This window comes from Microbacterium sp. LWO13-1.2 (genome assembly GCF_038397725.1).
In the GTDB taxonomy this organism is placed as follows: domain Bacteria; phylum Actinomycetota; class Actinomycetes; order Actinomycetales; family Microbacteriaceae; genus Microbacterium.
Genome location: NZ_CP151634.1, coordinates 1771673 through 1795078 on the forward strand (window position 1 = coordinate 1771673; position 23406 = coordinate 1795078).

Consider the following 23406-nt stretch of genomic DNA (forward strand, 5'->3'; position numbering starts at 1 on the left):
CAACGGTCCCGGAGCGAAAGAACCCTTATGCGCCGAGGGGTGAGCGATGGGCGGATAGTCGGTTCCTCGGAATCCGCAGGTCGGCCCGCACCGGCACCACCGATCTACAACTCGGGTGAGAACCCGCGACTCCGTTGAGGCTTTCCTCAGGTAGGTGAGTTTACCCAGAGCCGGTGACGTAGGTCGACACGCACATCGACGACAAACGGCCCCAATGAGGAGCGGGACGAGAGTACGCTGACTCTCGTCCCGCTCTCTTGATTCAGGTCAGCGGACAACCCCCGCTCCGGCGTACGAGGCCGGTGCTGCTGTCGGGCCCGTAGCGTCTGCTGCGGGCCTTTCAGCTTTTGGGGCGCGATCCACGGTGACGCTGGCGAATTTCAGCGAGGCGCCGACGTTGTCGGCGACGACGTCGCGGGTTTCGCGGGTCTGGCCAGTCTCCTTGTCGGTGTAGGTGCCGAACCGGAGGTCGCCGGCGACGATCACGCTGTCGCCCTTGTGGAGCGAGTCTGCGATGTGCCGCGACTGCTGGTTGAACGCGACGACGCGGTGGAACACCGTGCCGGCGTCTTCCCAGCGGTTGGTCGTCTCGTTGAGGCGGCGGTCGTTGACGGCGACGGTGAATCGGGCGTACTCGTTACCCGACTCTCCTGTGCCGTGCTCGGGGTCACCGGTGAGGTTGCCCTCGATGGTGACGGGGATCCTCGTAGTCATCTCTCTTCCTTTCTGTTGTGCGACGCCTGGACAGGCGTCGCGATTGCGTGGGCCTGGCTGGTCCACGCAGTCCATTCCTGTTCGTCGATCACCCACGAGCGCGGCGTTGCGGCATCATGCCCGCGTGCGCAGCCGCCGGAGTATGCACGGTTCATGCGGGGGATTGCGAGGCTGAGACGTTCGTGCCATCCGATCGGCCCGAACCCGGCATCGGACGGATCAAACGCAGCGGTGTGCGCTATATGCAGTGCGGAGAGTTCCTCGACGAGTTGCCCGTGCTTGAACCAGCACGCTGGGACGACCGATTCGGAGACCCGATAGCGAAGCGAGAACCACTCGACCCATGCCCGCAGCTCGTCCCATGCTTCGCGCGCATCGGCGTCGGTGAGGGTGCGCCAGTTCACGACGTGCGCGCCGAGCGGCACGGAGCTGGCGTGGCGGATGTCGGGTTCGAAGTCGCTCAGCTCGGCAGCGAGGAGGTCGTCGAGGTCGGGCGGTTCTTCGTAGCGGGTCATGACGAGGCTCCTTCGGCGGGTTGCAGCTTGCGGCGGAGTCGTTCGAGCGCGAGGTCGGATGCTGCGCGGCGGGTGCGATTCCGGGAGAGGACGGCATCGCGGTCCAGGAGACGGTGGAGCAGATCGTGGCAGTACGGATGCATCGGCACGAGGTCTTCGTGCGTTTCGAGCGCCTGCCATCGCCCCTGATCGAGGACCACGCCGACGTAGTCGAGGTGGTGCAGCTCGAGCTGCGCCTTGCTCGCAGCACGCCCGCAGCCCGCGCACGCCAGCACCCGACCGAACGACGCCTCTTCGGTGAACCAGCGGTCGCGCCTCGCGAACCAGACCGGTGAGTGCAGGAACTCAGACCGGTAGATGTTCAGCAGCCCGGGACGGCGACGATTGCTCATTCGTCGTTCACCGCCTCGGCCGGAGCCGCCTCCGTCGAGGCAACGTCACGGGAGGATGGTTGTGCGGCGGGCTGAGTCGCGCGGGACGCGGCGTCGAACACGTCGCGCTGTTCGACCTCGGTCTGGCGTTTCCCGGATTGAATGCTCGCCGCGTCGCGACGTTCGTCCCAGCCGGCGAGGTCAAGGAGCACGCTGCGCCGGTTGCGGTACGCGAGCAGCCCCGTCGTTGGTGGGAGTCGGCGGATCTCGTCGACCGACATCAGCGGGCGGCGCTCGTGCTGCTCGCTCGCGGAGTGCCCGGCATCCCTGGTTGACCACGAACGTTGTGTGCGCTGCGTGTCGCGCGTGCCCAGCAGTGACTCGATGTCGCGGAGGTGGCCGACGTGGCTGGCGCCGCCCAAGAGCACTTTCGCGGTCGCCGCGGCCCAGATGGTGTCAGCCTCCGCCCGCGACCAGGAGGTCTCGGCTTGGGAGAGAGCCTGCAGGACGATGAAGGTGCAGATGCCACGACCCCCGCCGTCGGCCATGATCCGGGGCAGGTTGCCCCACCGGAACATGTTCGCGATCTCGTCGAGGATCAGCCCGAGCGGGTGCGCAAGCCGGGACCCCGGGGAGGCGAGCGCGGTGGTGCGGGCGACCTCGACGATGTCGTCGAGCAGCGCCCCGAGCCATCCGCCCATCGCTGAGGCGCCTGACGAGGACCCGATCAGGTAGAGGGTGTTCGCGGCATCCAGGAACTCCCGCGGGTCGAGCGTGGGATCACCCGGTCGGGGCATCAGGGCGTCGCGGATCTGCGGGACGGCGAGCGGTGCGACGGCGCCCTGTACTCCGAACCAGATCGAGGAGACGAGCTTTTCGTCGCCGTTGATGGTCGCGTCGAGGCTGTCGCCCCAACCTGGGGCGCCGTCGCGCTTGAGGATGTCGACGGCGTCGCGGGTGAGTGCAGGGCTGGATCCCCAGTCGTAGAGTTCGGCGATCGTCTTCCGGCCCACGGCTGCGGCGTGCAGGAGTCTGCCGAGTATGACACCGGATGCCTGCGCCCACTCCCCGTTGGTTGTCGACGCGCCGAGCGCGGTGCCGGTGATGATCGCGGTGCCGCGTTGCATCGCCACCAGCGGATCCTCGCAGCCTGCGATGGGGGAGACGCGGAGCGGATGCCGGATGCCGGAGAGCCCTTGCGGGTCGAACACGTGCACGTCGCCGCGAGCCTGCCGGGTCCGCATCGTCGCGGTCAGGTTGTCGTTGGTGGTCGAGGTGGTGATCAACGGACCGGACCAGTCGACGATCGCGGAGACCAAGACGCGATACCCCTTGCCCGACCGCGGCGGCCCTTCGAGCGCCACGGAATCCTCGATCGAGACGTAGACATCCTGCTGGCGGGAGCGCCCAACGCGCCAGCCGACGTCGGTAGCGGTGGGCTTGGCGAGATCCGGCCGGAGTTGGCGTGCGCGGCGGAGGACGGCGCGGGCGGACAGGTGCTCGCGGATCTCGGAACTCGTCGCGAACCCCGGCCGGGTCCGCAAGTCGGTGATGAACGCGCGGTCCGACTCCCGGTACCGACCTACCGCGACCAGCACCCACACGGTCGCGCTGGCAATCAGCAGGACAGCGGCGAGGTCGGCAATGCGGATCCCTGTGATGGGTAGGGCGCATCCGGCGGGCGCGGTGTAGCCAGCCGGGTCGCCGGTGATCGCAAGCCCGAGCCCTGCGAACAGGTTGCCAGCGGTAGGTCGTGCACCGCAGATAAGGCGGGTGACGGCCTCCGCGATGAACCCGAACACGAGCGCGAGGATGACCGCGGCGCCGATGAGCACCGTGACTCCTTTCCCGAGCAGTCCCTGATTCATGACGCCGGCTCCTCAGAGCGCCCCGGCGACAGATGCGGCGGCGCTCAGCCAGGCGTCGCGGGTACGGCGGTGTAACGCATCGAACCGCAGCGGTCCGGCTTTCAGCGCGCGGTCGAAGGGGATGATCTCGACGGCGCGGACGAGCGGACGGAACCCCTCGGCGATGCGCCGTGCCGTCCGTTCCGCCGGCTCGGATTGGGTGACAATGACGACCGCCCGGTCGGCGAGGTCGGCGGAGCGTTCGTCGCGGCCGCGGAGCGCGTCCAGGAGCAGTGCGGCGGATTCGGCGGATTCCGGGGTGGCAAGGGTGGGGATCACGAGCTGGGAGGAGCTGTCGATCATCCGCAGCCACCGATCAGCGGATTCGTCGTTACCGGAGTCAAATACCACGAGGCGGAAATAGCGGGCGGCGACGCGCATCAGCAGGTTGAACTCGGAGGCGGCGATGCGCTGATCCGTGGCGAGAAGCTCCGGGTTCGAACGCAGCACGTCGTACCGGTCGGTCGCCTGGTGATGCACGAACCGCGTGATGTCCGACACCCCGGCGCTCAGCTCGAGTAGCCCGGGGGCAGCGGGCACCAGGTCGCGGAGGGTGGTGTCGTAGAGGCCTTGTTCGGTGCGCCAACCGAGGGTGCCGCGGGTGTCGTTGTTGTCCCAGGCGAGCACGTTCCCGCCGCCTTCACGGGCGTACACGGCGGCGAGCATCGCGCAGGTCATCGTCTTGCCTACGCCGCCTTTGCCGTTTGCGACGGCGATCGTGCGGCATCCGGCCCAGTGCATCGATACGGCCGCGACCCAGTCGGCCCGCCGACGGTCGGCATTCGACGGCCGGATGTTGATCCCGATGCCGGCGAGGGCACCACGCCACCCGGTGGGTCGGGAGGCGGCCTCTGCAACGGGGGTGAGGAAGGTCGGACGGGGAGACTCCGCAGCCGACATGGCGTCAACGGCATCGGGCTGCGGGGTCGGTACCGTAAGCTCCTCTCCGCTCGTCGACGCGTCCGCGATGTCGGGGACGGGACCGGTTGGGGAAGCTGTCGCGTCCGGCGTGATCGCCGTGAATGTGCCATCGGTGCCGACGAGGAGGTGGTGGGAGCCGCGGTCGCCGGCGGTGATGAGTTCGACCGGGGTGCCGGTGCGGCGGGCCTCTTCGGTGGCGCGGCGGACGACCGCGTGGCGGATGTCCTCCTCACCGGTCGGTGTGACGGGTTCGGTGCTGCCCTCGAGGGTGATGAAGGTCGCCTGCGGCCCGGTGACGGTCGCGTAGGTGCGGGGATGGGTGACGATGCTCATGGTCAGTGCTCCTAGGTGAGATCGAGTGTGAGATCGCGGGATTCGGGGATGACCCAGCCGCCGAGGCTGGTGTCAGGGCCACTGGGCCAGTAGGCGTCGAGGGCCTCGGCGTCCAGGATTCGGAGGGCGTCGTCGTGGTCGGCGGCGGAGACGGCGTCGTCGGTGGCGAACAGTTCGTATTCCCAGTCGGTGCTGGTGGCGAAACAGTCGACGAGGTAGGAGAACTGGCCCACGTAGGCGAGGAACTCGCCCTTCCGCAGTTGCCTAGCCATCTCCACGTGCGGAGCTGGAAGGTTCAACCGCTGGCGGAGGGCAGTCTGCTCTTGGTGGTTGACGCGGAAGATGAACTTGTTCTCGATGTCGCCGACGATCGAGTAGGCGAGGGAGCGTTCCATCGAGTCGGCGTCGCCGACAGCATCCAGGTCGCCCATCTTGTGCAGGATCACGATGTTGCTGATCCCGTAATGGCGGGACAGCTTGAGCCACTGCTGGAACATCTGCAACGACGCCAGCGAGGTCATGTCGCGCCATCCTTCCTCGCGGACCACGTAGCGGGTGCGGTGCGCGGCCCGGTCGCTGATCACCGCCTGGATCCACGCCGTCGAGCACACCTGCGTGAGCTGGGCGGCGAGGTCACCGCGGGCGAACAGCTCACTGGTGTCGGTGACGACGATCGGCGCGTCCTGGTCGAACTCGACCGTGGACTCGTCTTCGAAGAGCCCGGACAGGTCGCCGTCAACGAATCGGCGCAGCACGAACAGAGGCTGAATGGCGCCGTCGGACGCACGGAACGCGGCATCGGACTCTTCAGCGATGGTGCCGAGCTCCTGGTAGACACCGCGGAGCGTCGGCCGGTCATCGGTGTGCGCGATGCACCGCTCCAGTGCGTCGAGGATCGCGGCGTGCTCGACCGCGGTAAGGCGGTTGCCGAGCGTCAACTCGATCAGCGAGATCAGGGTGCCGATGCGACGTTGCTTGACCATCTGCTCGTGCTGCTCATCCGTCGTGTCGGTGCGACGCGGGCCGCGGTCGAGCGGATTGAGGCGGGTGCCGGTGCCGCCGCCGAGGCGGATCACCTGCCCGCTCGGGATCGCCTCCGCGACCGCGACCCACTCGCCCTTGGGGTCCGAGGGAACGACAACCTGGTGCCCGAACGCGATCGACCGCGTGACGAGGGTCTTCACCGTCGCGGACTTCCCGCCCCGGTATGCCCCGAGTACGAGGATGTTCGTGGAGAACGTGCCGCGCTCGGTGTCGTCGACGTACGCCTCCCACGGGGAGAAGTGCCACAGCGCGTCGGCGTTCAGGTCGACGCCCAGGATGGGGCCGCGGTGTCCGAGCCCGGAGTCGGCGACGAACGGGTAGATCCCGGCGATGTGCTGCGAGGTCGCCTGATGCGCCGGGACCACCGCCTTCGCCAGATTCCAGTACCCGCCCTGAACGAAGCCGGGGCCGAACGGCCCGCGCACCGGTGCCTCGGGAAGAGAACGGTCATGACGTGTCGTGCGAGCGGGCGTCGCCTCTCGCTGCTCTTGCGCGACCTGACGTCGCAGCTCGCGCTTCTGCCGTCGGGTGAGGCCGGTCGGGGTGAAGGTGGCGGCGTGGCGGGTCATCACTTCATCCCCAATCCGACCGGGATCGCGTTCACCATCAGCGCCTCGGCCTGCTGGCAGTACAGGATCTGCGCCTCCATTCCGGCGCGGGACAGGGCGTTGCGCATCCCCGCTACGGCCTGGTCGAGGCGCTCCTCGTCGGATGCGGTGATGGTGAGGTAAGCGCCGTACTGGAACTCGCCGTGCCCGTTCGCAATTTCCTGTTCCTGCTGCTCCAGGGCACGCCAATCCGCAGCATCCGCCGCCGATCCGTCCGCCCCGCGCTTCGCGCGGAGCGACTCGTTGCCACGCCACACCTTCTTCTCGTCACGGATCCGCTTCAACGCTTTGGACACCGGAACCGGGGTCAGCACGATGGAGAGGATGTGCGTGATCGCCTCACCCGTGTTCGGATGCCGGGCGAACACGACGGGGGAAAGGAACCCGACGGGAGAATCGGAGCGCGGCCACTCGTGCACCCACATGGTCGTGTGCACGCCGGAGTCGGTAACGACGATCCCGTTGCGTCCCTTCGGCTCATCGAGGAACATCGGGCCGATCGCGACCGGATCGACCCCGGCGAGCTGATCGGGACGGTTCTGCACGATCGGCGCGAACTCCGGATCGAACGCCAGCCGGCCGAGGGCTGCGACATCACGAACTGTCAACCAGCGGCGGACGGTGATCTTCGCGGCGGTCAGCGCGTCGGCGAGGTTGCCGGATTCGATCTGCGCGAGAGCGAGGATCGCGTCCTTCCCGCCGCCGAGCGCCTTCAACTGCGACCCGAGCGCGACCAGGTCGAGGGTGAGGATGACGTAGTTGCGATGCGCGACCTCGAACCGCTCCGACTGATCCATCACCTCCTGGTAATTGCGGGCGACCGGCGAATCTGCGGCGATGTTCCTGACTCGGCGGACGGTGTCGTAGTGGTCGCGGGCGGCGCGGATCGTGGTCGGCAGGGTGCGCTCTTGCAGGGTCACCCGCTTCATTCCGGGGCGCTGGGTGAATGGTCCGAGGACCCGGTCGAACTGCTCCGCGAGGTCGAACCGTTCGGGGAGGTCGTGCATCAGGAAGCCCTGCACTTCGAGTTCCGCGACGACCGACACGGACCGGTCGTGCGGGTTGTAGACGGCAGCGAGACCGTTCACATCCCACAGCTGCAGCGACGCACGGATGCCGGGAAGGTTCAGCGTGCCAGCAAGTTCGGGGCGCTCGGGGCGGAACGTGTGCGTCGTCGCCCCGGTACGGCTACGGAGCTTCTTCATCATCCACAATGCCGCCATCCGAGGGGTGGAGACCCCACGGAGGCTCGTCAGCGCGGTCACCCCGAACCCCAGATACAGCGGTGCGCCGTACAGCAGCCCGAGCGGCCCGAATCGGTTCACGAAGAGCAGCAGAACGAGCGCCGCGATGGCGAGGAAAGTCAGCTGCCAGGGATCCATCCCCATCACGACGCCCTGCCTCGACCGACGCGGCAACCGCACCGGACGTGCGTAGTCGCTGTTGATGGTCATGATGGGCTCCCCTCAGCCTGCGGTTTCTGAGCTTGCGGTGATGCTTTCGGCGGTGCCTGCGGCGAAGCTTGCGGCGAGGGACGCGGTGTTGATGCGGTGGGACCGCCGGAGTGGGATCCGCCGGACGTCGTGGCCGTGCGATTCCGAGTCGGTGTGGATGCACGGCGGAGCGCACCCGACCTGGCGCCGGTCTTCGACATCGGGCCGGTGCTCTTGGGACCGCCACCCGGCGAGTGGATACCGGAGGGGAGACCGCCGAGCCGAGTCGGGATACGCGCGGCCGTGCGCCCTGCGTTCCCGGCCATGCGCCCGCCGTGAGATCCGAGGCGAGAGCCGACGCCGTCGGCGGCAACCGCGCCGACGAAGCTGAACAGCCCGAAGATCGCGAAAGGTGCGAATGCGACGAGGACGAGTCCGACCAGCAGCGGCCAGGACTGCGGATTCCAGATCGTCTTCACGCTCGCGAGCCCGTTGATGATAAGCGTGACGAACCCGATCGTGAGGGGACCGGTCAGCAACAGGACCATCACAGCCGAGGAGTAGCGGACGACCCATTGCGGACCGACACCGCGCACCGGGAACAGCATCCACGCCACCGGTCCGACCATGATGAGCGCGGCGAGCACGATGTTGCGGAACGTGAACACGAGCATCAGCAGCAGCATCCCGAGCATGAGGAGACCGTGGATCAGGAAGGCGAAGAAGTAATTCGCCTGCCCGCCGGCCCACATCACCGACTGCAGCGTCGAGAACAGCGCAAGCGGACCGTCGCGGTTCATGATGTACCAGGTCATGTCGTCGATCGCGTTCAACAGGTGGCCCGTCAGCCACAGCGTGATCGGCACCGCGGGGACCGCGATGAACGACCGCACCAGAGCGCCCACGAGCTCCTCGCGATCACCGGAGACGACGGCAGCGGCGACGGCCCAGACCATCGCGCCGAAGGTGATGATCAGGATCGCCCACTGCCAGAACGACCACTCGCCGACCGCCGCGGCCCACAGCAAAGTGCTGGTGTCGAAGCGCATGGCATCCGCGACGAGGAACATGATCGCCGTCGCCGCGATCGCCATGCCACGACCCGCGTTCTCAAACGTGAGGCAGACGGCATCCCCGAGGCTGCAGCCGTACTTCACCAGCAGGGGAGTGCCGCCGTCGGCCTGAATGGCCTTGACGTGTCCTTCGTAGGTCGTGCAGACCATGGCGCGCTCACCGCCGAACGAGACCCCGACGAAACACTGCTGGGCCGTGACCTGCTGTGTGTCATTCGGGGTGCAGTTGACCTGCCCGCTCGAGCTCTGGCAATCGACATCGAACGCGGGAGCGGACCAGGGTTCGCCACCGACGGATGCCGACATGGGCGGGGTATTGGCGGCATCCGCAGGGGTGCTGGCCTGGGCCGCGCTGCCCGAGGCGAGCACCAGCGCGATCCCGACGGTGACGCCGAACCGGAGCACGCGCAGCATGTTCATCAGAACCCGAAGTCGAAATTCACGAACCAGGCGAACAGGCCGGATGCCGCACCGAGGACGGCGGCGGCGATGAAGATCCAGAGGATGTTCTCGCCCGCCCAGGTGCGCACGCGATCGGAGGCAAGGCCGCGGAAGGCGAGGGCAGCGCCGGCGATGATCAGCATGATCAGGACGACGAGCATCGCGCCCGCGAGGATGTACGACGCGATGACTTGGAACCCTTGGAAGAACGGGGCAGAGAAGTCCGGTTGGATATCGGGGACGTCGACCTCGCCAGGGATGGTGTTCGTGAACATGGGGATCTGCTCCTTGCGGTGGGGGCCTGCGCGGGCCCTATTTCAGGGGAAGGCCGAGAGCGGCCATGAACGGCTCCGGATCTACCGGAGTTCCGGACTTCTGAACTTCGAAATGCAGATGGCATCCGAACGACGCGCCGGTGTCGCCTTCCGCACCCAGAGGTGTGCCTGCCGTGATCTGCTGCCCTTCGACAACACGGATCGATTCCCATTGCATGTGGCCGTACAGCGTGACCAGCGAGTCGCCGTGATCGATGCGGACGGTGTTTCCCCAGCCGTAGTACGACCCCGCCGTGATCACTTCCCCGGGCCCAGCGGCGAAGATCGTCGAGCCGCAGCCCTGAGCCATGTCATAGCCCTTGTGGTTCGTGGAGCAGTAGCTGCATCCGTCCACCGGGTCGTATCCGAACCCGCGGCCCTTGGTGTATTCGCCAGCGAGCGGGTACCCCCAGTCGCCGCTCGCTGCCGGAGGATTGGCGCCGGGTTCAACGATGCCCGCGGCGCTCCCTGCGACAGCGAACGGGATCGCGATCAGCGGAGTCAGCGCGAATGCCACAGCGAGCAGGATGACCAGGATCGCTCCGCCAAGGATCCGCCGGCCAGTCCTCGTATTGAGGGCTGCGGCGGCGACGGCGGGGACACCCATGTCAGGGCTCCAACGGCTCCGTGAAGTAACGCACCACCTTGCAGTCCCCAGACTGCTGCGCACTATCGGGCGTCGGTACGGATCCGGCGCCGCACAGCACCTGGACACTCACCCGCACCTGCTCGTCATAAGACGTCTCGCTGCCGTCGCCATCTGACCGCGTGAAGGACAGCGTCACGTCCGCGGTCCCGATCGACATGTCGCCAGACGCGTCATCACTGACCGGCACGAAGGCGATATCGCCAGTCGTGGCGGCAACGACCCGGCCGTCTTCGTTCGCGAGCGAGTCCCAGTCCTGCTGGGGGAGCACGACGCCTTGACGCATCAATCCTTGCGAATCCGTCATCGCGGCCTGCTGATCGGCTTCGGAGTTGAAGCGGGTGTCGGGCGTGAACCAGGTGTCGAGGTAGTCGAGCCACGCTTCTCGCTCGCCCTTCGTCGTGTCGAAGGAGGATGCGGCTTCGAGCGCGGCGCGAATATACGTTGCGGCGTCCGTCGTGATCGGTTCGGGTCGCCAGCCGCGGTCGGCGACGGAGGGGTCGACGACCTCGTCATCACCCGGGGTCGTCTGTGGAGTGGGCTGCGTTGTCGGCTCCCCGGTCGGATCTGTGGGCGTCGGCGTCCGCTGTGTCAGCAAGGAGCCGATGATGATCGCCACGATGCCAGCGACCAAGACGAGGCCGCCGGTGATGGCCCACGTCAGTCCGCGCCGTCCGGAGTTTGCGCTCGTCACTATCGCCGACCCCCCTGATGATCCGGGATGGCGACCGTGCACGGACGGTACGGCTCGCGCGACGGTTGCCGTGCGGGCATTCTACGCACGAGGTAGGCCGTCATGTAGCGACTTTTGGCCAGATTGTGGATAACTCGGATGCCGTCGGCCTTTGTGGATCCCGCAGCCTTGGGCCTTCTGGCGGTGGGGGATTCGAGCTGTTCTGCCCGGATATCGGGGGCTATCTCGTCAGTGGGCCCACGGAACTGGAGGGGCTTCGAGGCCACCATCTGGATCGTGCGAGCCGTGGACATGCCCACACTGTATAGCAGTGTGGGCGTGAAGTACAGGTCTAAATCGGATGGTTCGCTGGACCGGTAGCCAGGCAGTGCGAGAGAATCGGAACATGCCACGACTAGCTCAGCCGGCGGGATCCGAAGACGCCCAAGACCCGATCGCGCTCCTCGGGAACCTCGTCAAGGCCGCGATTCTACGGTTCCTCCGCAGCAACCCCGACGTCACTGTCGGCCCGATCTGTGATGCTCTCGTGCTCGGGCCGACGACGATCCAGCCGCGACTTAACGAGCTCGAGGCGGCAGGGCTGGTGATCGCCGATCCGCCGAGTCTAGAGGGAGGATCCCGCAAGGGTGTCTGGGTCAAGTATCGGGTGAACAACGAGGCTGTGACTGACCTCTACCTTCGCTTGGGACTAGCGATCGGGGAGTTCTAAGAGTGGGCCAGTTCAGCCCGTTGATTGCGGCGGTCGACCAGATCAGGATCCTCGCGAGATCATTGCGAGAGCGTCGGCTTAGGGATGGGCAGTTTTCGCCCGCTCGTGAGGCACAGTGATCTGGACATGCAGTTCGCCGAGCCCGCCCGCTACCGGGCGGGCTCTTCCAGGAGAGGTCGCACACGAGGCCAGAGCCATCGTCCGCAACGCCGAGCGCGCCTTCGTCGATCAGGGCGAATCCAGGCGGGTGGGGATCTAGTGGGATTGCGATGGTCTGAATCTGCTGATCGGCATTCGCGACGATGGCGATCCGACATCATGACCTGCGCCTTGTGTACAGGGGAAGACCATCGCGCGGTGGCGACTAGCTCGCTTCGCTCGTCTTCCGGCGCGCACGGAGGTGTTTGACGATCAACTGTGTCGTCACTGCGACGATCAGCACGGAGAAGGCGATGTTCGACGCGAGGGGAGTGATGTTCGTTGCGGTCAACAGGCCGAGCGGAGAAGCGATGCACGCGGTGATGCCCACGGTCGCGGCAACGCGCATATCGAAGTTCTTCCGACGCACGTTTCCGATCGTGCCGGATAGGGAGCCGGGGATCATCATCAGCAGCGAGGTGCCCTTGGCGTTGAGGTCGCCCGCTCCGAACAGCAGCATCAATGCCGGCACGACGATGATCCCGCCTCCCACGCCGAGAATCCCGGAGAGGATTCCGGTGAGCACACCGAGAGCAGCGAGTCCGGCGACGGCCCAGCCGTCGATGCTGATGGTGTCGCCGCGGTCGGGGATGACGATCCACAGGCTGATGACGACGCCCGCCATGAACACGATGAAGATCCAGAACAGCACCGACCTGGGAAGCCGCGACAGCAGGTAACTACCGATCTGCGCTCCTCCGATGATCCCCGCTGCCAGGATCGCGCCAGCGACCCAGTCGACGTGACCAGCGATGCCATAGCTGGTGGCGCCGACAATGGCAGTGGGAAGGATTGCAGCGACCGAGCTTCCTGCGGCCCGCCGTTGATCGATGCCCAGGAGCACCAACGCGGGCACGACGATGATGCCGCCGCCGACGCCGAAGAGGCCAGAGAGATACCCGGCCGTCAAGCCCAGGACCATCAGGCCCCAGAGGGGGATCGGGCCCTTGGCTGTTGCTTTCGTCGCGTTACCAGATGCCATCAATTGTTCCCTCCGTGGTGCGAGGCCGCGAGCGTGGTGACGTGATCGCGGAACACGATGTCCACGAGTGCGGATCTGATGGCAAGATCACGCCGGAGGCACTGGGGTAGTCACCCGGCTCTTGCCTCGCGCGGTTGGGGTGAGCGTGCGGTCGTACGGATCCCGATTCTGAGTTCTCAACGATCTCCGTTGCCTCCGCGATGCAAAGCGTTGAGGCACCCGCGCGAACGCGGTTGACGACCCGGGCGCGAATCACGACCGATGCATCCATGAAATAAGGCTCGCCGGTGGATAGTAGAGACCATTTCCCGGTATCGCCGAAACGATCTGCGCCGCTCAGGGTGCCGAGCCTTGCCAGCCAGGAGGAGTCTGTGTCGGGCATGTGCACGACGACGGATTCTGTCTCGAGGATGACGGGTGCGTTCGAGGAGAGATCGGGTACCGAGAACACAAGCAACGGCGGTTCGGCGCTGAGCGAGGACAGGGAGCTGACAGTGAGAGCGATGTGCTGCCCGTTCTCGGTCGCGGTGACTAAGGCAAAGCCTGCGGGGTGATTGCGGAAGGCGCTCTTGAACTGGTCAGGGGAAACGGTCTCAACGGTTTGGAACACGCGGCCCTCATGCTCCTCCGGAGTTCTCGGGTTCCGTCCGGCGGCGATGGTGAGCCTGCTACGCAGCGATGCGAGCTCGGCGCGGAGAGCTGCCGGCAGCTTGTCGCCGAAGGTGTCGAAGAACTCCTCGGTCAGGTCGGCCTCGGCGAGCCAGGCGGCGGAGTCGATCGAGAACAGCTCCTCGAGATCGGCGTCGGCGATGTCGAGTCCGTCCAGATTGAGGTCCTCGACGCGCGGCAGGCGGCCGATGGGGCTGTCCACGGCGGGCACTTCACCGGCGACGCGGCGGATGATCCAGTCGATGACGCGCGAGTTGTCGCCGAATCCGGGCCACAGGAACCGGCCGTCGGAGCCGCGGCGGAACCAGTTGACCTGGAAGATCCGCGGCGCCCGGTCGAAGCGCAGGCTGCGGCCGACCTTGAGCCAGTGCGCGAAGTAGTCGCCCATGTTGTAGCCGCAGAACGGCAGCATCGCGAAGGGATCGCGGCGCAGCTCGCCGAGCGTGCCCTCGGCCGCGGCCGTGCGCTCGGAGGAGATGGTGGATCCGAGGAAGACACCATGCGTCCAGTCGGTCGCCTCGACCACCAGCGGGACGTTGGTCGCACGACGCCCCCCGAACAGGATCACATCGAGCGGAACCGCCTGCTCCCAGTCCTCGGCGATCTGCGGGCACTGGGCGGCCGAGACCGTGAACCGGGAGTTCGGATGCGCCGCCGGACGACCGGAATCGGGCGTCCAGGGGTTGCCCTCCCAGTCGATGAGCTCGGCCGGTGCCTCGTCGGTGAGGCCCTCCCACCAGACGTCGCCGTCGGGGCGGAGTGCGACGTTGGTGAAGATGGTGTTTCCCCACAGCGTCTCGACGGCGGTGACGTTCGTGGACTCGCCGGTGCCCGGCGCGACGCCGAAGAAACCGGCCTCCGGGTTGATCGCCCACATCCGTCCGTCGTCGCCGGGGCGGATCCAGGCGATGTCGTCGCCGAGCGTCTCGACCTTCCAGCCCGGGATCGTCGGGCGCAGCATCGCGAGGTTCGTCTTACCACAGGCAGAGGGGAACGCCGCCGCGACGTGGTACGCCTTGCCCTGCGGGTCGATCACCCGGATGAGCAGCATGTGCTCGGCGAGCCAGCCCTCATCACGCGCGATCACCGACGCGATGCGGAGGGCGAAGCACTTCTTCGCAAGGATCGCGTTGCCGCCGTATCCGGAGCCGAAGGAGTAGACCTCGAGCGAGTCCGGGAAGTGCACGATGTACTTCTCGTCGTTGCACGGCCACTCCACGTCCGCCTCACCTGCAGCGAGCGGGTCGCCGACCGTGTGCACCGTCTTCACCCAGGGCGCGCCCTCGGCGATCCGGCGGGTGACGGCGTCGCCGACCCTGGTCATGATGCCGATGGATGCCACAGCGTAGGCGCTGTCGGTGATCTGGACGCCGATGTGCGAGAGCGGGCCGCCGACCGGGCCCATCGAGAACGGGACGACGTACATCGTGCGACCGCGCATCGAGCCCTCGAAGAGGCCGGTCATCTTCTGGCGCATCTCGGCCGGATCCGCCCAGTTGTTCGTGGGTCCGGCATCCTCTTCACGCTCGGAGGCGATGAAGGTGCGCCCCTCGGTGCGGGCGACGTCGCCGGGGTGCGAGCGGGCGAGGTAGGAACCGGGGCGCCACTCGGGGTTGAGCTTGATGATCTTGCCCTCGTCGACGAGCCCGCGCAGCAGCCAGTCGTTCTCGGCCCGTGAGCCGTCGACCCAGTGCACGTTCGCGGGCTGAGTGAGGGTGCGGATCTCCTCGACCCAGGCGGCCAGCTCGGCCATCGCGGGCGTGTCATAGCGCGGCGCAGAGGGCGAGACGTTCAAACCTGAACTCTTCACGACGGTTCCTTCCCAAGAATCCTCGAGACCAGTTCCCACCCCACAGTGCCCCTTGATCAAAAGTGAGGGAGGGTGAGGCCACGAATCGTACGCTATCACTGAACGTCGGGCCGCGGTCAAGCATCACTTGAGTCATGACTGCGACGGCTGATTGTCACTCATCGCGCAGTTGCAAAGGATTGCATAGATGTTAAGCAAGGATTGACACTGTGAGCATGGTCCTGCGATGATTGGCCCGCTAGGCGCGTCGAACCCATTGCGGTCCCGGCCGCAATGGGCTTTGTCGGCGAGCAGGCAGCTCGCCGGCCCGACATACGAAGGCGAGATGATGGCGCAACTGGGTAACCTGCTGAATTCCCTCTCAAACGGTGACGTGACGATCATCGATCTGACGAACAAGCTGACCGAGAACACGCCCAGCCTGACGCTTCCCAAGCCGTTCCCGAGCCCGCTTCCGTTCTCGCTGGACGAGATCGCGGCCTACGACGAGCGTGGGCCGATGTGGGCGGCGAACGACATTCACATCGGCGAGCACACTGGCACTCACCTGGACGTGCCCATCCACTGGCTGACCGGACGCGAGGGCACAGACGTCTCGGAGACTCCCCTGACACGACTGGTCGGACCAGCGGTCGTCATCGACTTCACGGCCGAGGCTGCGGCCGACCCGGACTTCCTGGTGACCGTCGACCACCTGAAGGCGTGGGTAGCGGAACATGGAGAGTTCCCCGACAACGCCTGGCTTCTGTTCAGGACGGGCTGGTCAGTCCACAGCCAGAATCCGGAGAGGTTCGTCAATGCCGACAGCACGGGCTCGCATACCCCAGGATTCACCGCGGAGTGCGCACGCTGGCTGGCGGAGGAGACTCGCATCTCAGGCGTAGGGGTGGAGACCATGGGCCTGGATGCGGGACTCGGTCACGGTCTGGACCCCGAGATGCCGATGCACTACTACCTCCTCGGCAACGACAAGTACGGCGTCACCTCACTGCAGAACCTGGATCTGCTTCCGACGACGGGCGCAGTGATCGTGGTCGCCCCGCTCCCGATCGTGGGGGGCACGGGCAGTCCGGCTCGCGTCATCGCATTGGTGGAGCAGGCATGACTATCAGCATCGAACTGACGAAGTTCGGCCACGCGTGTGTGCGACTCGAGAAGAACGGTCGGCGGATCGTCATCGATCCCGGTGAGTACAGCGACCCGGCGCCGGCGCTCGAAGGCGCCGAGCACATCCTGATCACCCATCAGCATCCTGACCATCTGGAAGAGGGTGCGGTGCTGCGGCATCTCGCAGCGAACCCCGACGCCACGGTCCGCGCTCCCGAGGTCCCAGCGGCCCGTCTTCTCGCTCAGGCGGCGGGGGCCGGTGTGAAGGACAGCCAGATCATCGCCACTGGAGCGGGAGAGCAGTTCGACAGCGCAGGCTTCTCGCTCCGCACCGTCGGAGGTCAGCACGCGGTGATCCATGCCTTCATCCCGGTGGTGGCGAACACCGGGTACATCGTCGACGGCTTGGTGTATCACCCCGGCGACAGCTTCATCGTTCCGGCTGGGCCCGCCCCTGACACGCTGCTCGTGCCTTTGAGTGCACCCTGGAACAAGATGGCCGAGATGGTCGACTTCATCACTGCTGTGCGCCCGAGGCAGGCCGTCCCAGTGCACGACGCTCTGCTCAACGAGACCGTCGGGCGGCCGCTGTACATCAAGAGAGCGCGGATGTTCGCGGATCGTCACGGTGTGGAATTCACCGATCTCGGGGTGGGGGAGACGATTGTGATCGAGGGGCCGGCGCCGACTGACGTGGATGCCGGCGCGGACGCCGTCTTCTCGGACAAGTTGGATCTCCGGCACTTCAACGGCTGACAACGCCAGTAGTACGACAGCGACGCGTTCAGCGTCACAGCACGCACCCCGCCAGACCGCTGTGGCGGGGTGTTTTGCTGTCAAATCGGCCTTGGAGCGGATCTCCATCCGGAGAATCCACCCTTTGGAGTGTTAAGTATTGATTACGGCTTAACCGGTGACTTCAGTCGTGCTGTACGGTCGCGATCAGAGGACGCGAGCAATGAAGCTCAGATCCTGAGTCTGGTCGATGCCCACAAGGTGTCGAACGGGCTGACAAGTATCGAGCGATTGGTTCGAAGCCAGTCTCCTTCCGCAGCGTCCGAGAATCTCTCTGCTGCACACCCCGGTCCGTTCATTCACACATTCCGTGGGCGGGCGCCGGGGAGGGGCCCGAGCACCATCACAGAAACAGGTAGCGGTCATGACGCATCACAAATTCTCACAGGCAGCCAAGAACGTCGTATTGATCTCCTTGCTCGGCGGAAGCGTTGTCCTCGCGGGCTGCGCCGGACCTTCCGCTGACAGCAAGCCGGACTCTGCCGCCGGCGAGCTCTGCGCTGACGGCAAGATCACGATCGGCTCAGCGAAGGCGCTGAGTGGCTCCTTCTCGTTCTACGACACCGCAGGCTCCCACGCGGAAGAACTGGCTGTCGAACTCGTCAACGAGCAGGGCGGGATCAACGGTTGCAAGGTCGAGTTGGTCACGCAGGACATGAAGTCCGACCCTGCGGTCGGCCGGCAGGTGGCCCGTGAGCTGATCGCCGGCGGTGCGGAGGTCTTCCTGCCTCCGAACAACGAGGGCCTCGGCACCCCTGCTGCTCAGGCGGCCCAGAGCGAAGGGATCTTCAGCATGGCCGGTGCATCGGGCGACGACTATGCACCCGGCGTGGGATCCCTGTTCGCCACCGGCGGCAGCATGGCGAGCTTGAACGGCAGGGCGGCCGCTGCGTTCGCGAAGGAGCAGGGATATGACTCGGTCTACTACATCACCAACGATACGTTCGCGTACTTCGGCACTGTCGAGGACTACTTCCGCGAGGACGTCGGGAAGGACCTGAAGGAGCTCGGCAGCCAGGCGATCGAGTTCGGCCAGACCGACTTCGCCGCGGTGATCAGTGACATCAAGCGCACCGTGGATGGTGGTGAAAAGCCGATGATCCTCCTGGCGACGAACTACCCGGATGCACCGACCATGATCAAGCAGCTGCGCAAGGCCGGACTGGATACTCCTGTGGTAGGCAACGCGACATGGGCGACTAAGAACATGGTCGATGCCCTCGGTGGCTCGACGAACAACGTGTTCTACACGGCCGGTGCCTACACCGAGGGCGACGATGCCGATGAGGCGACCGTCGCGTACGTCAACCGCTACAAGGAGGCGTACGACACCTTCCCGGAGAACCACCAGGCGGTGGAGTCCTACTGGACGATGTGGGCGTTGTTCGACGCGATCGAGAAGGCCGATTCGACGACCGGAACGGAGATCGAGAAGGCGCTGTTCGCTCAGAAGGATGTCGAGCTTCCGATGCGCACCGTCTTCGAGTGGAAGGACGGGCACATCCTCGGCAGCAACGTGGTGGTGGGGTTCACCGCCGACGGCGCCTTCGAGCAGGTCAGCTCGTACAACCTAAGCGGCGGGGAGTGAGGACCGTTGGAGGCGCACACGCAGCCGATCGTCTCCGTCCGCGGGGTCGGGATGTCGTTCGGCCAGTTGATGGCTCTGGCCGATGTGACACTCGACCTCGAGCAGGGCGTCTGCACCGGACTGATCGGGCCTAACGGCTCGGGGAAGAGCACTCTCGTCAACTGCCTGTCGGGACTGCTGAAGCCGACGACGGGATCGATCGCCTTCGGGGGCAAGGAACTCCATCATTCATCGATGCGCGCACGCGCGAAGGCGGGTCTCGCTCGGAACTTCCAGAACCTCAGGCTGTTCGATTCCCTGACTGTTCGCGAGAACATCGCCGTGTCCGCCGGCCTGGCCAGCGGCGAGCGGCGTGCTTCCGAAGAGATCGTCACGCAGACTGCGCGTCTGTTCGGTCTCGAAGACGATCTCGATGCTCGCGTCGGTGACCTTTCCTGGGGTCACCGGCGCAGGGTGGAACTCGCGCGGGTGATCAACGGCGTTCCTCGATACCTGCTCCTGGATGAGCCGGGAGCAGGACTGGACCTGTCCGAGCGTCAGAAGCTCCCCGGCATCATCGGAGACCTCACGGCTCGCGGGGTGGGATCACTTCTCGTGGATCACGACATGTCGCTGATCTCGAGAGTGTGCACGCGGGTACTCGTGCTCCGCCAGGGGCAGCTGATATTCGACGGAACTCCGGCCAGCGCGTTCAAGGACCCGCAGGTTCTCGAGTGCTATTTGGGAGAGAGACATGACGCTGCTTGAGGTATCGGATCTCTTCGCGGGCTATGGCGCCGGTGACATGGTCCTCCATGGAGTGGACCTCAGCCTCGCCGCCGGACAGGTCACCGCTCTGACCGGAGTGAACGGTGCGGGCAAGACGACCCTCGCCTCGGCTCTTGCGGGGAGGGTGATCCCGACTGCGGGCCAGATCCTCTTCGACGGTGTGGAGGTGACCAAGACGTCGGTGCAGGACAGGGTCCGTAAGGGCATCGTGCTGTGCCCGCAGGGGCGGGAGGTGTTCCCCGCTCTTTCGGTGGCGGAGAACATCCGTCTGGGCGCGATCAACCGTCCGGCATCGACCCGGAAGGGCGCCGTGGAGCAGATCTTCGATCTCATCCCACTGCTCACGCCCTTCCGCAACAGCCGCGCCGGCTCACTGTCGGGCGGACAGCAGCAGCTGGTCGCGATCGGTCGTGCGCTGGCCGCGCAGCCCGAGGTTCTCATCGTGGATGAGCCCTCCATGGGATTGGCGCCGACGACCGTCGACTCGGTCTACGAGATCCTGGGCGCGCTGACGTCGACCGGCGTGGCGCTTCTCGTGATCGAGGAGTCGCCGCTGCGGCTGGTCGACCTCGCCGATCACGTCGTCGTGATGCGCGGTGGAGAGATCGTGATCTCCGGAGGCGCATCACTTCTGCAGGACGAACGGGTACTCACCGAGGCCCTTCTGGGTGAGGGGACGGCACAATGACTCAGCTTCTTCAAGCGCTCTTCGACGGCCTCTCGCAGGGCGGCGTCTACGCCGTGCTGGCGGTGGGTGTCGCACTGGTGAGCGCGGTGATGTCGTTCCCGAACTTCGCCCACGGCTGGCTCGTAATGTGGGCGGCGTCTCTGACCGTGTTCTTGACCGCCTTCGTTCCGCTTCTCGTGGCGGTCTCCATCGCGACGCTCGTCGCCGTGGTGATCACGGCTGTCGGCGGTCAGCTCACTTTCATGACGGGACATCGGGCACCCAGCGAAGTGATCATGCTCAAATCGCTGGCGCTCGGGCTGGTGTTGCAGTCCGCAGCGGTCCTCATCTTCGGCGACGCACCGCGGCTGTATGCGACCCCGGAGTGGTTCGGAGAGGTCGTGGTCGTCGGAGACCTGCGCATCGGAGTGTCCAGCCTGGTCAGCCTAGCGGTCGCGGTCGTGGCGCTCACCGCGCTGCTGGTGCTGCTTCGGGGCACGGACCTCGGTTTGATGATGCGGGCCACTGCCCAGAACCTGTCGACATCGGCGCTGGTCGGAATCCGCACCCGCCGAGTCGTCCTGACAGCACTCATCATCGCGGGTGTCCTGGCGGGCATTGCCTCCTTCCTCTGGTATGCGAAGGCCGGCAGCGTCACGCCTCGCTCGGGCCTCGAAGTCACCATGGTCGCGTTCGTCGCGCTCGTCCTGGGCGGTCTGCGCAACGTGGGTGGCGCGGTCGTGGGGGGACTTCTGCTCGGAATGGTCGATGCATTCATGGCCACCTACCTGCCCGGTGAAGTCCAGGGCTACACGCGGGCGTTCACATACATCCTGCTCATCGTGGTGCTGGTGCTGAGACCCGATGGAGTGCTGCAACGAAAGGTGGTGCTGACGAAATGACACGCATCTTCACGATGTCCCAGGACCGAGTGCAGACGACGGGAGGATATCTCAGCGCTGTCTCAGGGCCGACGACACTCGCTGTCGTCGCCGTCGCGGTGGCATTGGCAGTTGACAGCATCACCGGCGGGACGCTCGAAGCGATCCTGGTATCCGGGCTCGTCTTCCTCTGCCTGACGGTCTCGCTTCAGGCCCTCATGGGCAACACGGGACTGATCTTCTTCGGCCAGTTCGCGTTCGTCGCGGTCGGCGCATACGTCTCGGGGGTGCTCACCGTTCCGGTCGCTTCTCGCGGCGCGCTCCTGCCCGATCTCCCGCCGTGGTTGGAAGAGCTCGAGGTGAGTTTCGGTGTCAGCATCCTGGCCGGCGCTCTCGCTGGCGCTGTGGTCGCGGCCATCGCGAGCCCTGTGCTGGTCAGGGTGTCCGGTCTGGCTGCCGCAGTGGTGAGCCTCGGCCTTCTGTTCATCGTCGGCGACATCATCCGCGAGTCGCCCTCGATCACGAGGGGCGCGATGATGTTCCCCGGTGTGCCCTTCGACACCAACCTCGGTGTCGCCGGACTCACGGTCGTGGTCATGACGCTGGCCGCTTCGGCGTTCAAGTTCTCCCGGTGGGGGCTGCAGGCGCGAGCCGGTCGTGATGACGCGGTCGCCGCAGAGTCGTCCGGTCTTTCCCAGACGCGGGTGAGGATGCCCGCGCTGGTGCTCGGTGGACTCCTGTCCGGCGCCGCCGGCGCTGTCTGGGCTCACTATCTGACGTCGTTCTCTCCGGCGACCTTCGGCATCGACCCCGCGATCGTGGTCGTCATCATGGCGGTGATCGGGGGACTCAACAGCGTCAGCGGAGCCATCGCCGGCGCATCGATCGTCGTCATCTGGCAAGAGCTGGCGAGGCAAGTAGAGGGTGGTCTGCTGCTGTTCGGGACACAGCTTCCTCGTCTGCCGGAGTTCGGCACATTGACGCTCGGCATCGGCCTCATCATCGTGCTCGCCGTTCGGCCGCACGGACTACTGGGCTCGCGGGAGCTCCAGTTCCTGCGTCCGTCGCTGAGCCGCTCGTCGGCGTCCTCCGGCTCTCAGCCCGGAGTGCAGGGCGCGACGGATGACTTGCAGAACCAGAGAGGAAAGGATCAGAAGTGAACAGAATCCGAATCGGAGCGATCGGCCTCGGCATGGTGGGCTCCGCGCAGGTGAAGACGATCGCACGCTCGGTCGGCGCAGGAGAGCTGGTGGCCGTCGCCGACGTAGACCAGGACCGAGCGCAGACCATCGCCGAGTCGCTGCCGGGTGATGTGAGAGTGTTCGCCACGGCGGAGGAACTGATCGCCTCCGACGCGGTCGATGCGGTGACGATCGCGTCCAACGCCGAATCTCATCTCTCGCTCGTCCTCGCCTGCATCGAACACCGCAAGCCGGTGTTCTGCGAGAAGCCTCTCGCCCTCACCGCAGCGGACTGCGAACTGATCGTCGACGCGGAGGTCCGCGCCGGACGGCGTTTCGTCCAGGTGGGGTTCATGCGCCGCTACGACGCGGCATTCGTCGATCTCAAGAACGCGGTCGACACCGGGGATCTCGGCGAGGTCGTGTCGTTGCAGTTCGTCCACCGGGCCGCAGACGTCCCGTCGAGCGTCGGTTCGTCCGCTCACACGACGGAGGCGGTCGTGCACGAGGCAGACAGCACTCGGTGGCTCCTGGACGACGACATCGTAGAGGTGCGGGTCACCGGCAACGGTGGGCGGTTCGGGCTCGACGAGTGGCTGGATCCGCAGTTCTTCTACTTCCGCACCGCACGCGGCGTCATGATCTACTCCGAGGTCTTCCTGCACGCGACCTACGGCTACGAGATCGGATGCGATGTCGTCGGTCGCTCGGGAGTGGCTCGTCTCACGAACTCGCCGCCCGTCGCGGTGAGCCTGGACTTCCGCACGGCGGGTGTGCGGGAGAAGGACTTCACCGTCCGGTTCGGTGACGCCTACCGGCGTGAGCTCGAGGTCTGGGCTGCAGACGCGGTCCAGGGCATCGTGAGCGGACCCAACGCCTGGGACGGCTACTGCGCGGCTGCGGTGACCGATGCTTGCCTGGAATCCCTACGCAGCGGTACCCCGGTCCAGGTTCAGACACGTACGCGCCCTCCGCTCTACGGATGATCCGCAGCGCGGTCGGTCCTGTTCATCAAGTGCCGGAAGGCGGTCCAGATG

General features: G+C 66.1%; 22 protein-coding genes and 1 pseudogene. 9 read left to right on the plus strand and 14 right to left on the minus strand.

Annotation, left to right across the window (positions count from 1 at the left end):
- Positions 1 to 267 precede the first annotated feature (267 nt).
- From MRBLWO13_RS08265 to MRBLWO13_RS08315, 11 genes are read right to left on the minus strand one after another with little or no spacing between them, the layout of a single operon-like run.
- A complete protein-coding gene (locus MRBLWO13_RS08265; protein WP_341977829.1) occupies positions 268 to 714 on the minus strand; it encodes a single-stranded DNA-binding protein in 447 nt (148 codons plus the stop codon).
- Positions 711 to 1229 (minus strand): hypothetical protein, encoded by a 519-nt coding sequence (locus MRBLWO13_RS08270; RefSeq protein WP_341977831.1) that lies wholly within the window; start codon positions 1227 to 1229, stop codon positions 711 to 713. The genes MRBLWO13_RS08265 and MRBLWO13_RS08270 overlap by 4 nt, the downstream gene beginning before the upstream one ends.
- The gene (locus MRBLWO13_RS08275) at positions 1226 to 1621 is read right to left on the minus strand and encodes a hypothetical protein (protein ID WP_341977833.1); all 396 of its coding nucleotides are present in this window, start codon (positions 1619 to 1621) and stop codon (positions 1226 to 1228) included. Before MRBLWO13_RS08275 ends, MRBLWO13_RS08270 begins: the two co-directional genes overlap by 4 nt.
- Complete coding sequence (locus MRBLWO13_RS08280) at positions 1618 to 3468, minus strand: TraM recognition domain-containing protein (protein ID WP_341977835.1); 1851 nt, start codon at positions 3466 to 3468, stop codon at positions 1618 to 1620. The genes MRBLWO13_RS08275 and MRBLWO13_RS08280 overlap by 4 nt, the downstream gene beginning before the upstream one ends.
- Positions 3469 to 3480: 12 nt before the next feature.
- Positions 3481 to 4761, minus strand: a complete 1281-nt coding sequence (locus tag MRBLWO13_RS08285) for a ParA family protein (protein WP_341977837.1) — start codon at positions 4759 to 4761, stop codon at positions 3481 to 3483.
- A gap of 11 nt (positions 4762 to 4772) precedes the next feature.
- Entirely contained in the window at positions 4773 to 6374 is a 1602-nt protein-coding gene (locus MRBLWO13_RS08290; protein WP_341977839.1) for a hypothetical protein, read from the minus strand.
- Positions 6374 to 7867 carry an SCO6880 family protein gene (locus tag MRBLWO13_RS08295; protein WP_341977841.1) on the minus strand — a complete coding sequence of 498 codons (1494 nt, stop codon included), beginning with the start codon at positions 7865 to 7867 and terminating at the stop codon, positions 6374 to 6376. The genes MRBLWO13_RS08290 and MRBLWO13_RS08295 overlap by 1 nt, the downstream gene beginning before the upstream one ends.
- A complete protein-coding gene (locus MRBLWO13_RS08300) occupies positions 7864 to 9339 on the minus strand; it encodes a hypothetical protein (protein WP_341977843.1) in 1476 nt (491 codons plus the stop codon). The genes MRBLWO13_RS08295 and MRBLWO13_RS08300 overlap by 4 nt, the downstream gene beginning before the upstream one ends.
- Positions 9339 to 9635 (minus strand): hypothetical protein, encoded by a 297-nt coding sequence (locus tag MRBLWO13_RS08305; RefSeq protein WP_341977845.1) that lies wholly within the window; start codon positions 9633 to 9635, stop codon positions 9339 to 9341. The genes MRBLWO13_RS08300 and MRBLWO13_RS08305 overlap by 1 nt, the downstream gene beginning before the upstream one ends.
- Before the next feature lie 37 nt (positions 9636 to 9672).
- Positions 9673 to 10281, minus strand: a complete 609-nt coding sequence (locus MRBLWO13_RS08310) for a M23 family metallopeptidase (protein ID WP_341977847.1) — start codon at positions 10279 to 10281, stop codon at positions 9673 to 9675.
- 1 nt (position 10282) lies between these two features.
- Positions 10283 to 11014, minus strand: coding sequence for a hypothetical protein (locus tag MRBLWO13_RS08315; protein WP_341977849.1), 732 nt, complete (start codon positions 11012 to 11014; stop codon positions 10283 to 10285).
- 385 nt (positions 11015 to 11399) lie between these two features.
- On the opposite strand from MRBLWO13_RS08315, the gene MRBLWO13_RS08320 reads away from it, so the two are divergent.
- The gene (locus tag MRBLWO13_RS08320) at positions 11400 to 11723 is read left to right on the plus strand and encodes a helix-turn-helix transcriptional regulator (protein WP_341977851.1); all 324 of its coding nucleotides are present in this window, start codon (positions 11400 to 11402) and stop codon (positions 11721 to 11723) included.
- A 364-nt stretch (positions 11724 to 12087) separates the two neighbouring features.
- Here MRBLWO13_RS08320 and MRBLWO13_RS08325 read toward each other — a convergent pair whose 3' ends face one another.
- From MRBLWO13_RS08325 to MRBLWO13_RS08335, 3 genes and pseudogenes are all read right to left on the minus strand, one after another.
- Positions 12088 to 12903 carry a sulfite exporter TauE/SafE family protein gene (locus MRBLWO13_RS08325; RefSeq protein WP_341977853.1) on the minus strand — a complete coding sequence of 272 codons (816 nt, stop codon included), beginning with the start codon at positions 12901 to 12903 and terminating at the stop codon, positions 12088 to 12090.
- A complete protein-coding gene (locus MRBLWO13_RS08330) occupies positions 12890 to 13513 on the minus strand; it encodes a flavin reductase family protein (protein ID WP_341978331.1) in 624 nt (207 codons plus the stop codon). Before MRBLWO13_RS08330 ends, MRBLWO13_RS08325 begins: the two co-directional genes overlap by 14 nt.
- A 42-nt stretch (positions 13514 to 13555) precedes the next feature.
- Positions 13556 to 15325 (minus strand): annotated as a pseudogene (locus MRBLWO13_RS08335) (phosphoenolpyruvate carboxykinase (GTP)); the annotation flags it as partial.
- Positions 15326 to 15710: 385 nt separating this feature from the next.
- On the opposite strand from MRBLWO13_RS08335, the gene MRBLWO13_RS08340 reads away from it, so the two are divergent.
- The 8 genes from MRBLWO13_RS08340 (at position 15711) to MRBLWO13_RS08375 (ending at position 23355) form a co-directional block, all read left to right on the plus strand.
- Positions 15711 to 16487, plus strand: coding sequence for a cyclase family protein (locus MRBLWO13_RS08340; protein WP_341977855.1), 777 nt, complete (start codon positions 15711 to 15713; stop codon positions 16485 to 16487).
- Positions 16484 to 17245 carry an MBL fold metallo-hydrolase gene (locus MRBLWO13_RS08345; RefSeq protein WP_341977857.1) on the plus strand — a complete coding sequence of 254 codons (762 nt, stop codon included), beginning with the start codon at positions 16484 to 16486 and terminating at the stop codon, positions 17243 to 17245. Before MRBLWO13_RS08340 ends, MRBLWO13_RS08345 begins: the two co-directional genes overlap by 4 nt.
- A gap of 403 nt (positions 17246 to 17648) precedes the next feature.
- A complete protein-coding gene (locus MRBLWO13_RS08350; RefSeq protein ID WP_341977859.1) occupies positions 17649 to 18872 on the plus strand; it encodes an ABC transporter substrate-binding protein in 1224 nt (407 codons plus the stop codon).
- Between the two features lie 6 nt (positions 18873 to 18878).
- Positions 18879 to 19619, plus strand: a complete 741-nt coding sequence (locus MRBLWO13_RS08355; protein WP_341977861.1) for an ATP-binding cassette domain-containing protein — start codon at positions 18879 to 18881, stop codon at positions 19617 to 19619.
- Positions 19606 to 20328 carry an ABC transporter ATP-binding protein gene (locus MRBLWO13_RS08360; protein WP_341977863.1) on the plus strand — a complete coding sequence of 241 codons (723 nt, stop codon included), beginning with the start codon at positions 19606 to 19608 and terminating at the stop codon, positions 20326 to 20328. The genes MRBLWO13_RS08355 and MRBLWO13_RS08360 overlap by 14 nt, the downstream gene beginning before the upstream one ends.
- Positions 20325 to 21209 (plus strand): branched-chain amino acid ABC transporter permease, encoded by an 885-nt coding sequence (locus MRBLWO13_RS08365; protein WP_341977865.1) that lies wholly within the window; start codon positions 20325 to 20327, stop codon positions 21207 to 21209. Before MRBLWO13_RS08360 ends, MRBLWO13_RS08365 begins: the two co-directional genes overlap by 4 nt.
- Entirely contained in the window at positions 21206 to 22348 is a 1143-nt protein-coding gene (locus tag MRBLWO13_RS08370) for a branched-chain amino acid ABC transporter permease (RefSeq protein WP_341977868.1), read from the plus strand. The genes MRBLWO13_RS08365 and MRBLWO13_RS08370 overlap by 4 nt, the downstream gene beginning before the upstream one ends.
- Positions 22345 to 23355 (plus strand): Gfo/Idh/MocA family oxidoreductase, encoded by a 1011-nt coding sequence (locus MRBLWO13_RS08375; protein WP_341977870.1) that lies wholly within the window; start codon positions 22345 to 22347, stop codon positions 23353 to 23355. Before MRBLWO13_RS08370 ends, MRBLWO13_RS08375 begins: the two co-directional genes overlap by 4 nt.
- The last annotated feature ends 51 nt before the right edge of the window (positions 23356 to 23406 follow it).

Excerpts from the sequence above, each read along its gene's own strand:
- MRBLWO13_RS08345 (WP_341977857.1), top strand. The coding sequence starts at position 16,484 with ATGACTATCAGCATCGAACTGACGAAGTTCGGCCACGCGTGTGTGCGA.
- MRBLWO13_RS08295 (WP_341977841.1), bottom strand. The coding sequence starts at position 7,867 with ATGACCATCAACAGCGACTACGCACGTCCGGTGCGGTTGCCGCGTCGG.
- MRBLWO13_RS08370 (WP_341977868.1), top strand. The coding sequence starts at position 21,206 with ATGACACGCATCTTCACGATGTCCCAGGACCGAGTGCAGACGACGGGA.
- MRBLWO13_RS08340 (WP_341977855.1), top strand. The coding sequence starts at position 15,711 with ATGGCGCAACTGGGTAACCTGCTGAATTCCCTCTCAAACGGTGACGTG.
- MRBLWO13_RS08275 (WP_341977833.1), bottom strand. The coding sequence starts at position 1,621 with ATGAGCAATCGTCGCCGTCCCGGGCTGCTGAACATCTACCGGTCTGAG.
- MRBLWO13_RS08360 (WP_341977863.1), top strand. The coding sequence starts at position 19,606 with ATGACGCTGCTTGAGGTATCGGATCTCTTCGCGGGCTATGGCGCCGGT.
- MRBLWO13_RS08310 (WP_341977847.1), bottom strand. The coding sequence starts at position 10,281 with ATGGGTGTCCCCGCCGTCGCCGCCGCAGCCCTCAATACGAGGACTGGC.
- MRBLWO13_RS08325 (WP_341977853.1), bottom strand. The coding sequence starts at position 12,903 with ATGGCATCTGGTAACGCGACGAAAGCAACAGCCAAGGGCCCGATCCCC.
- MRBLWO13_RS08270 (WP_341977831.1), bottom strand. The coding sequence starts at position 1,229 with ATGACCCGCTACGAAGAACCGCCCGACCTCGACGACCTCCTCGCTGCC.
- MRBLWO13_RS08290 (WP_341977839.1), bottom strand. The coding sequence starts at position 6,374 with ATGACCCGCCACGCCGCCACCTTCACCCCGACCGGCCTCACCCGACGG.
- MRBLWO13_RS08305 (WP_341977845.1), bottom strand. The coding sequence starts at position 9,635 with ATGTTCACGAACACCATCCCTGGCGAGGTCGACGTCCCCGATATCCAA.
- MRBLWO13_RS08280 (WP_341977835.1), bottom strand. The coding sequence starts at position 3,468 with ATGAATCAGGGACTGCTCGGGAAAGGAGTCACGGTGCTCATCGGCGCC.
- MRBLWO13_RS08365 (WP_341977865.1), top strand. The coding sequence starts at position 20,325 with ATGACTCAGCTTCTTCAAGCGCTCTTCGACGGCCTCTCGCAGGGCGGC.
- MRBLWO13_RS08320 (WP_341977851.1), top strand. The coding sequence starts at position 11,400 with ATGCCACGACTAGCTCAGCCGGCGGGATCCGAAGACGCCCAAGACCCG.
- MRBLWO13_RS08300 (WP_341977843.1), bottom strand. The coding sequence starts at position 9,339 with ATGAACATGCTGCGCGTGCTCCGGTTCGGCGTCACCGTCGGGATCGCG.
- MRBLWO13_RS08285 (WP_341977837.1), bottom strand. The coding sequence starts at position 4,761 with ATGAGCATCGTCACCCATCCCCGCACCTACGCGACCGTCACCGGGCCG.
- MRBLWO13_RS08265 (WP_341977829.1), bottom strand. The coding sequence starts at position 714 with ATGACTACGAGGATCCCCGTCACCATCGAGGGCAACCTCACCGGTGAC.
- MRBLWO13_RS08350 (WP_341977859.1), top strand. The coding sequence starts at position 17,649 with ATGACGCATCACAAATTCTCACAGGCAGCCAAGAACGTCGTATTGATC.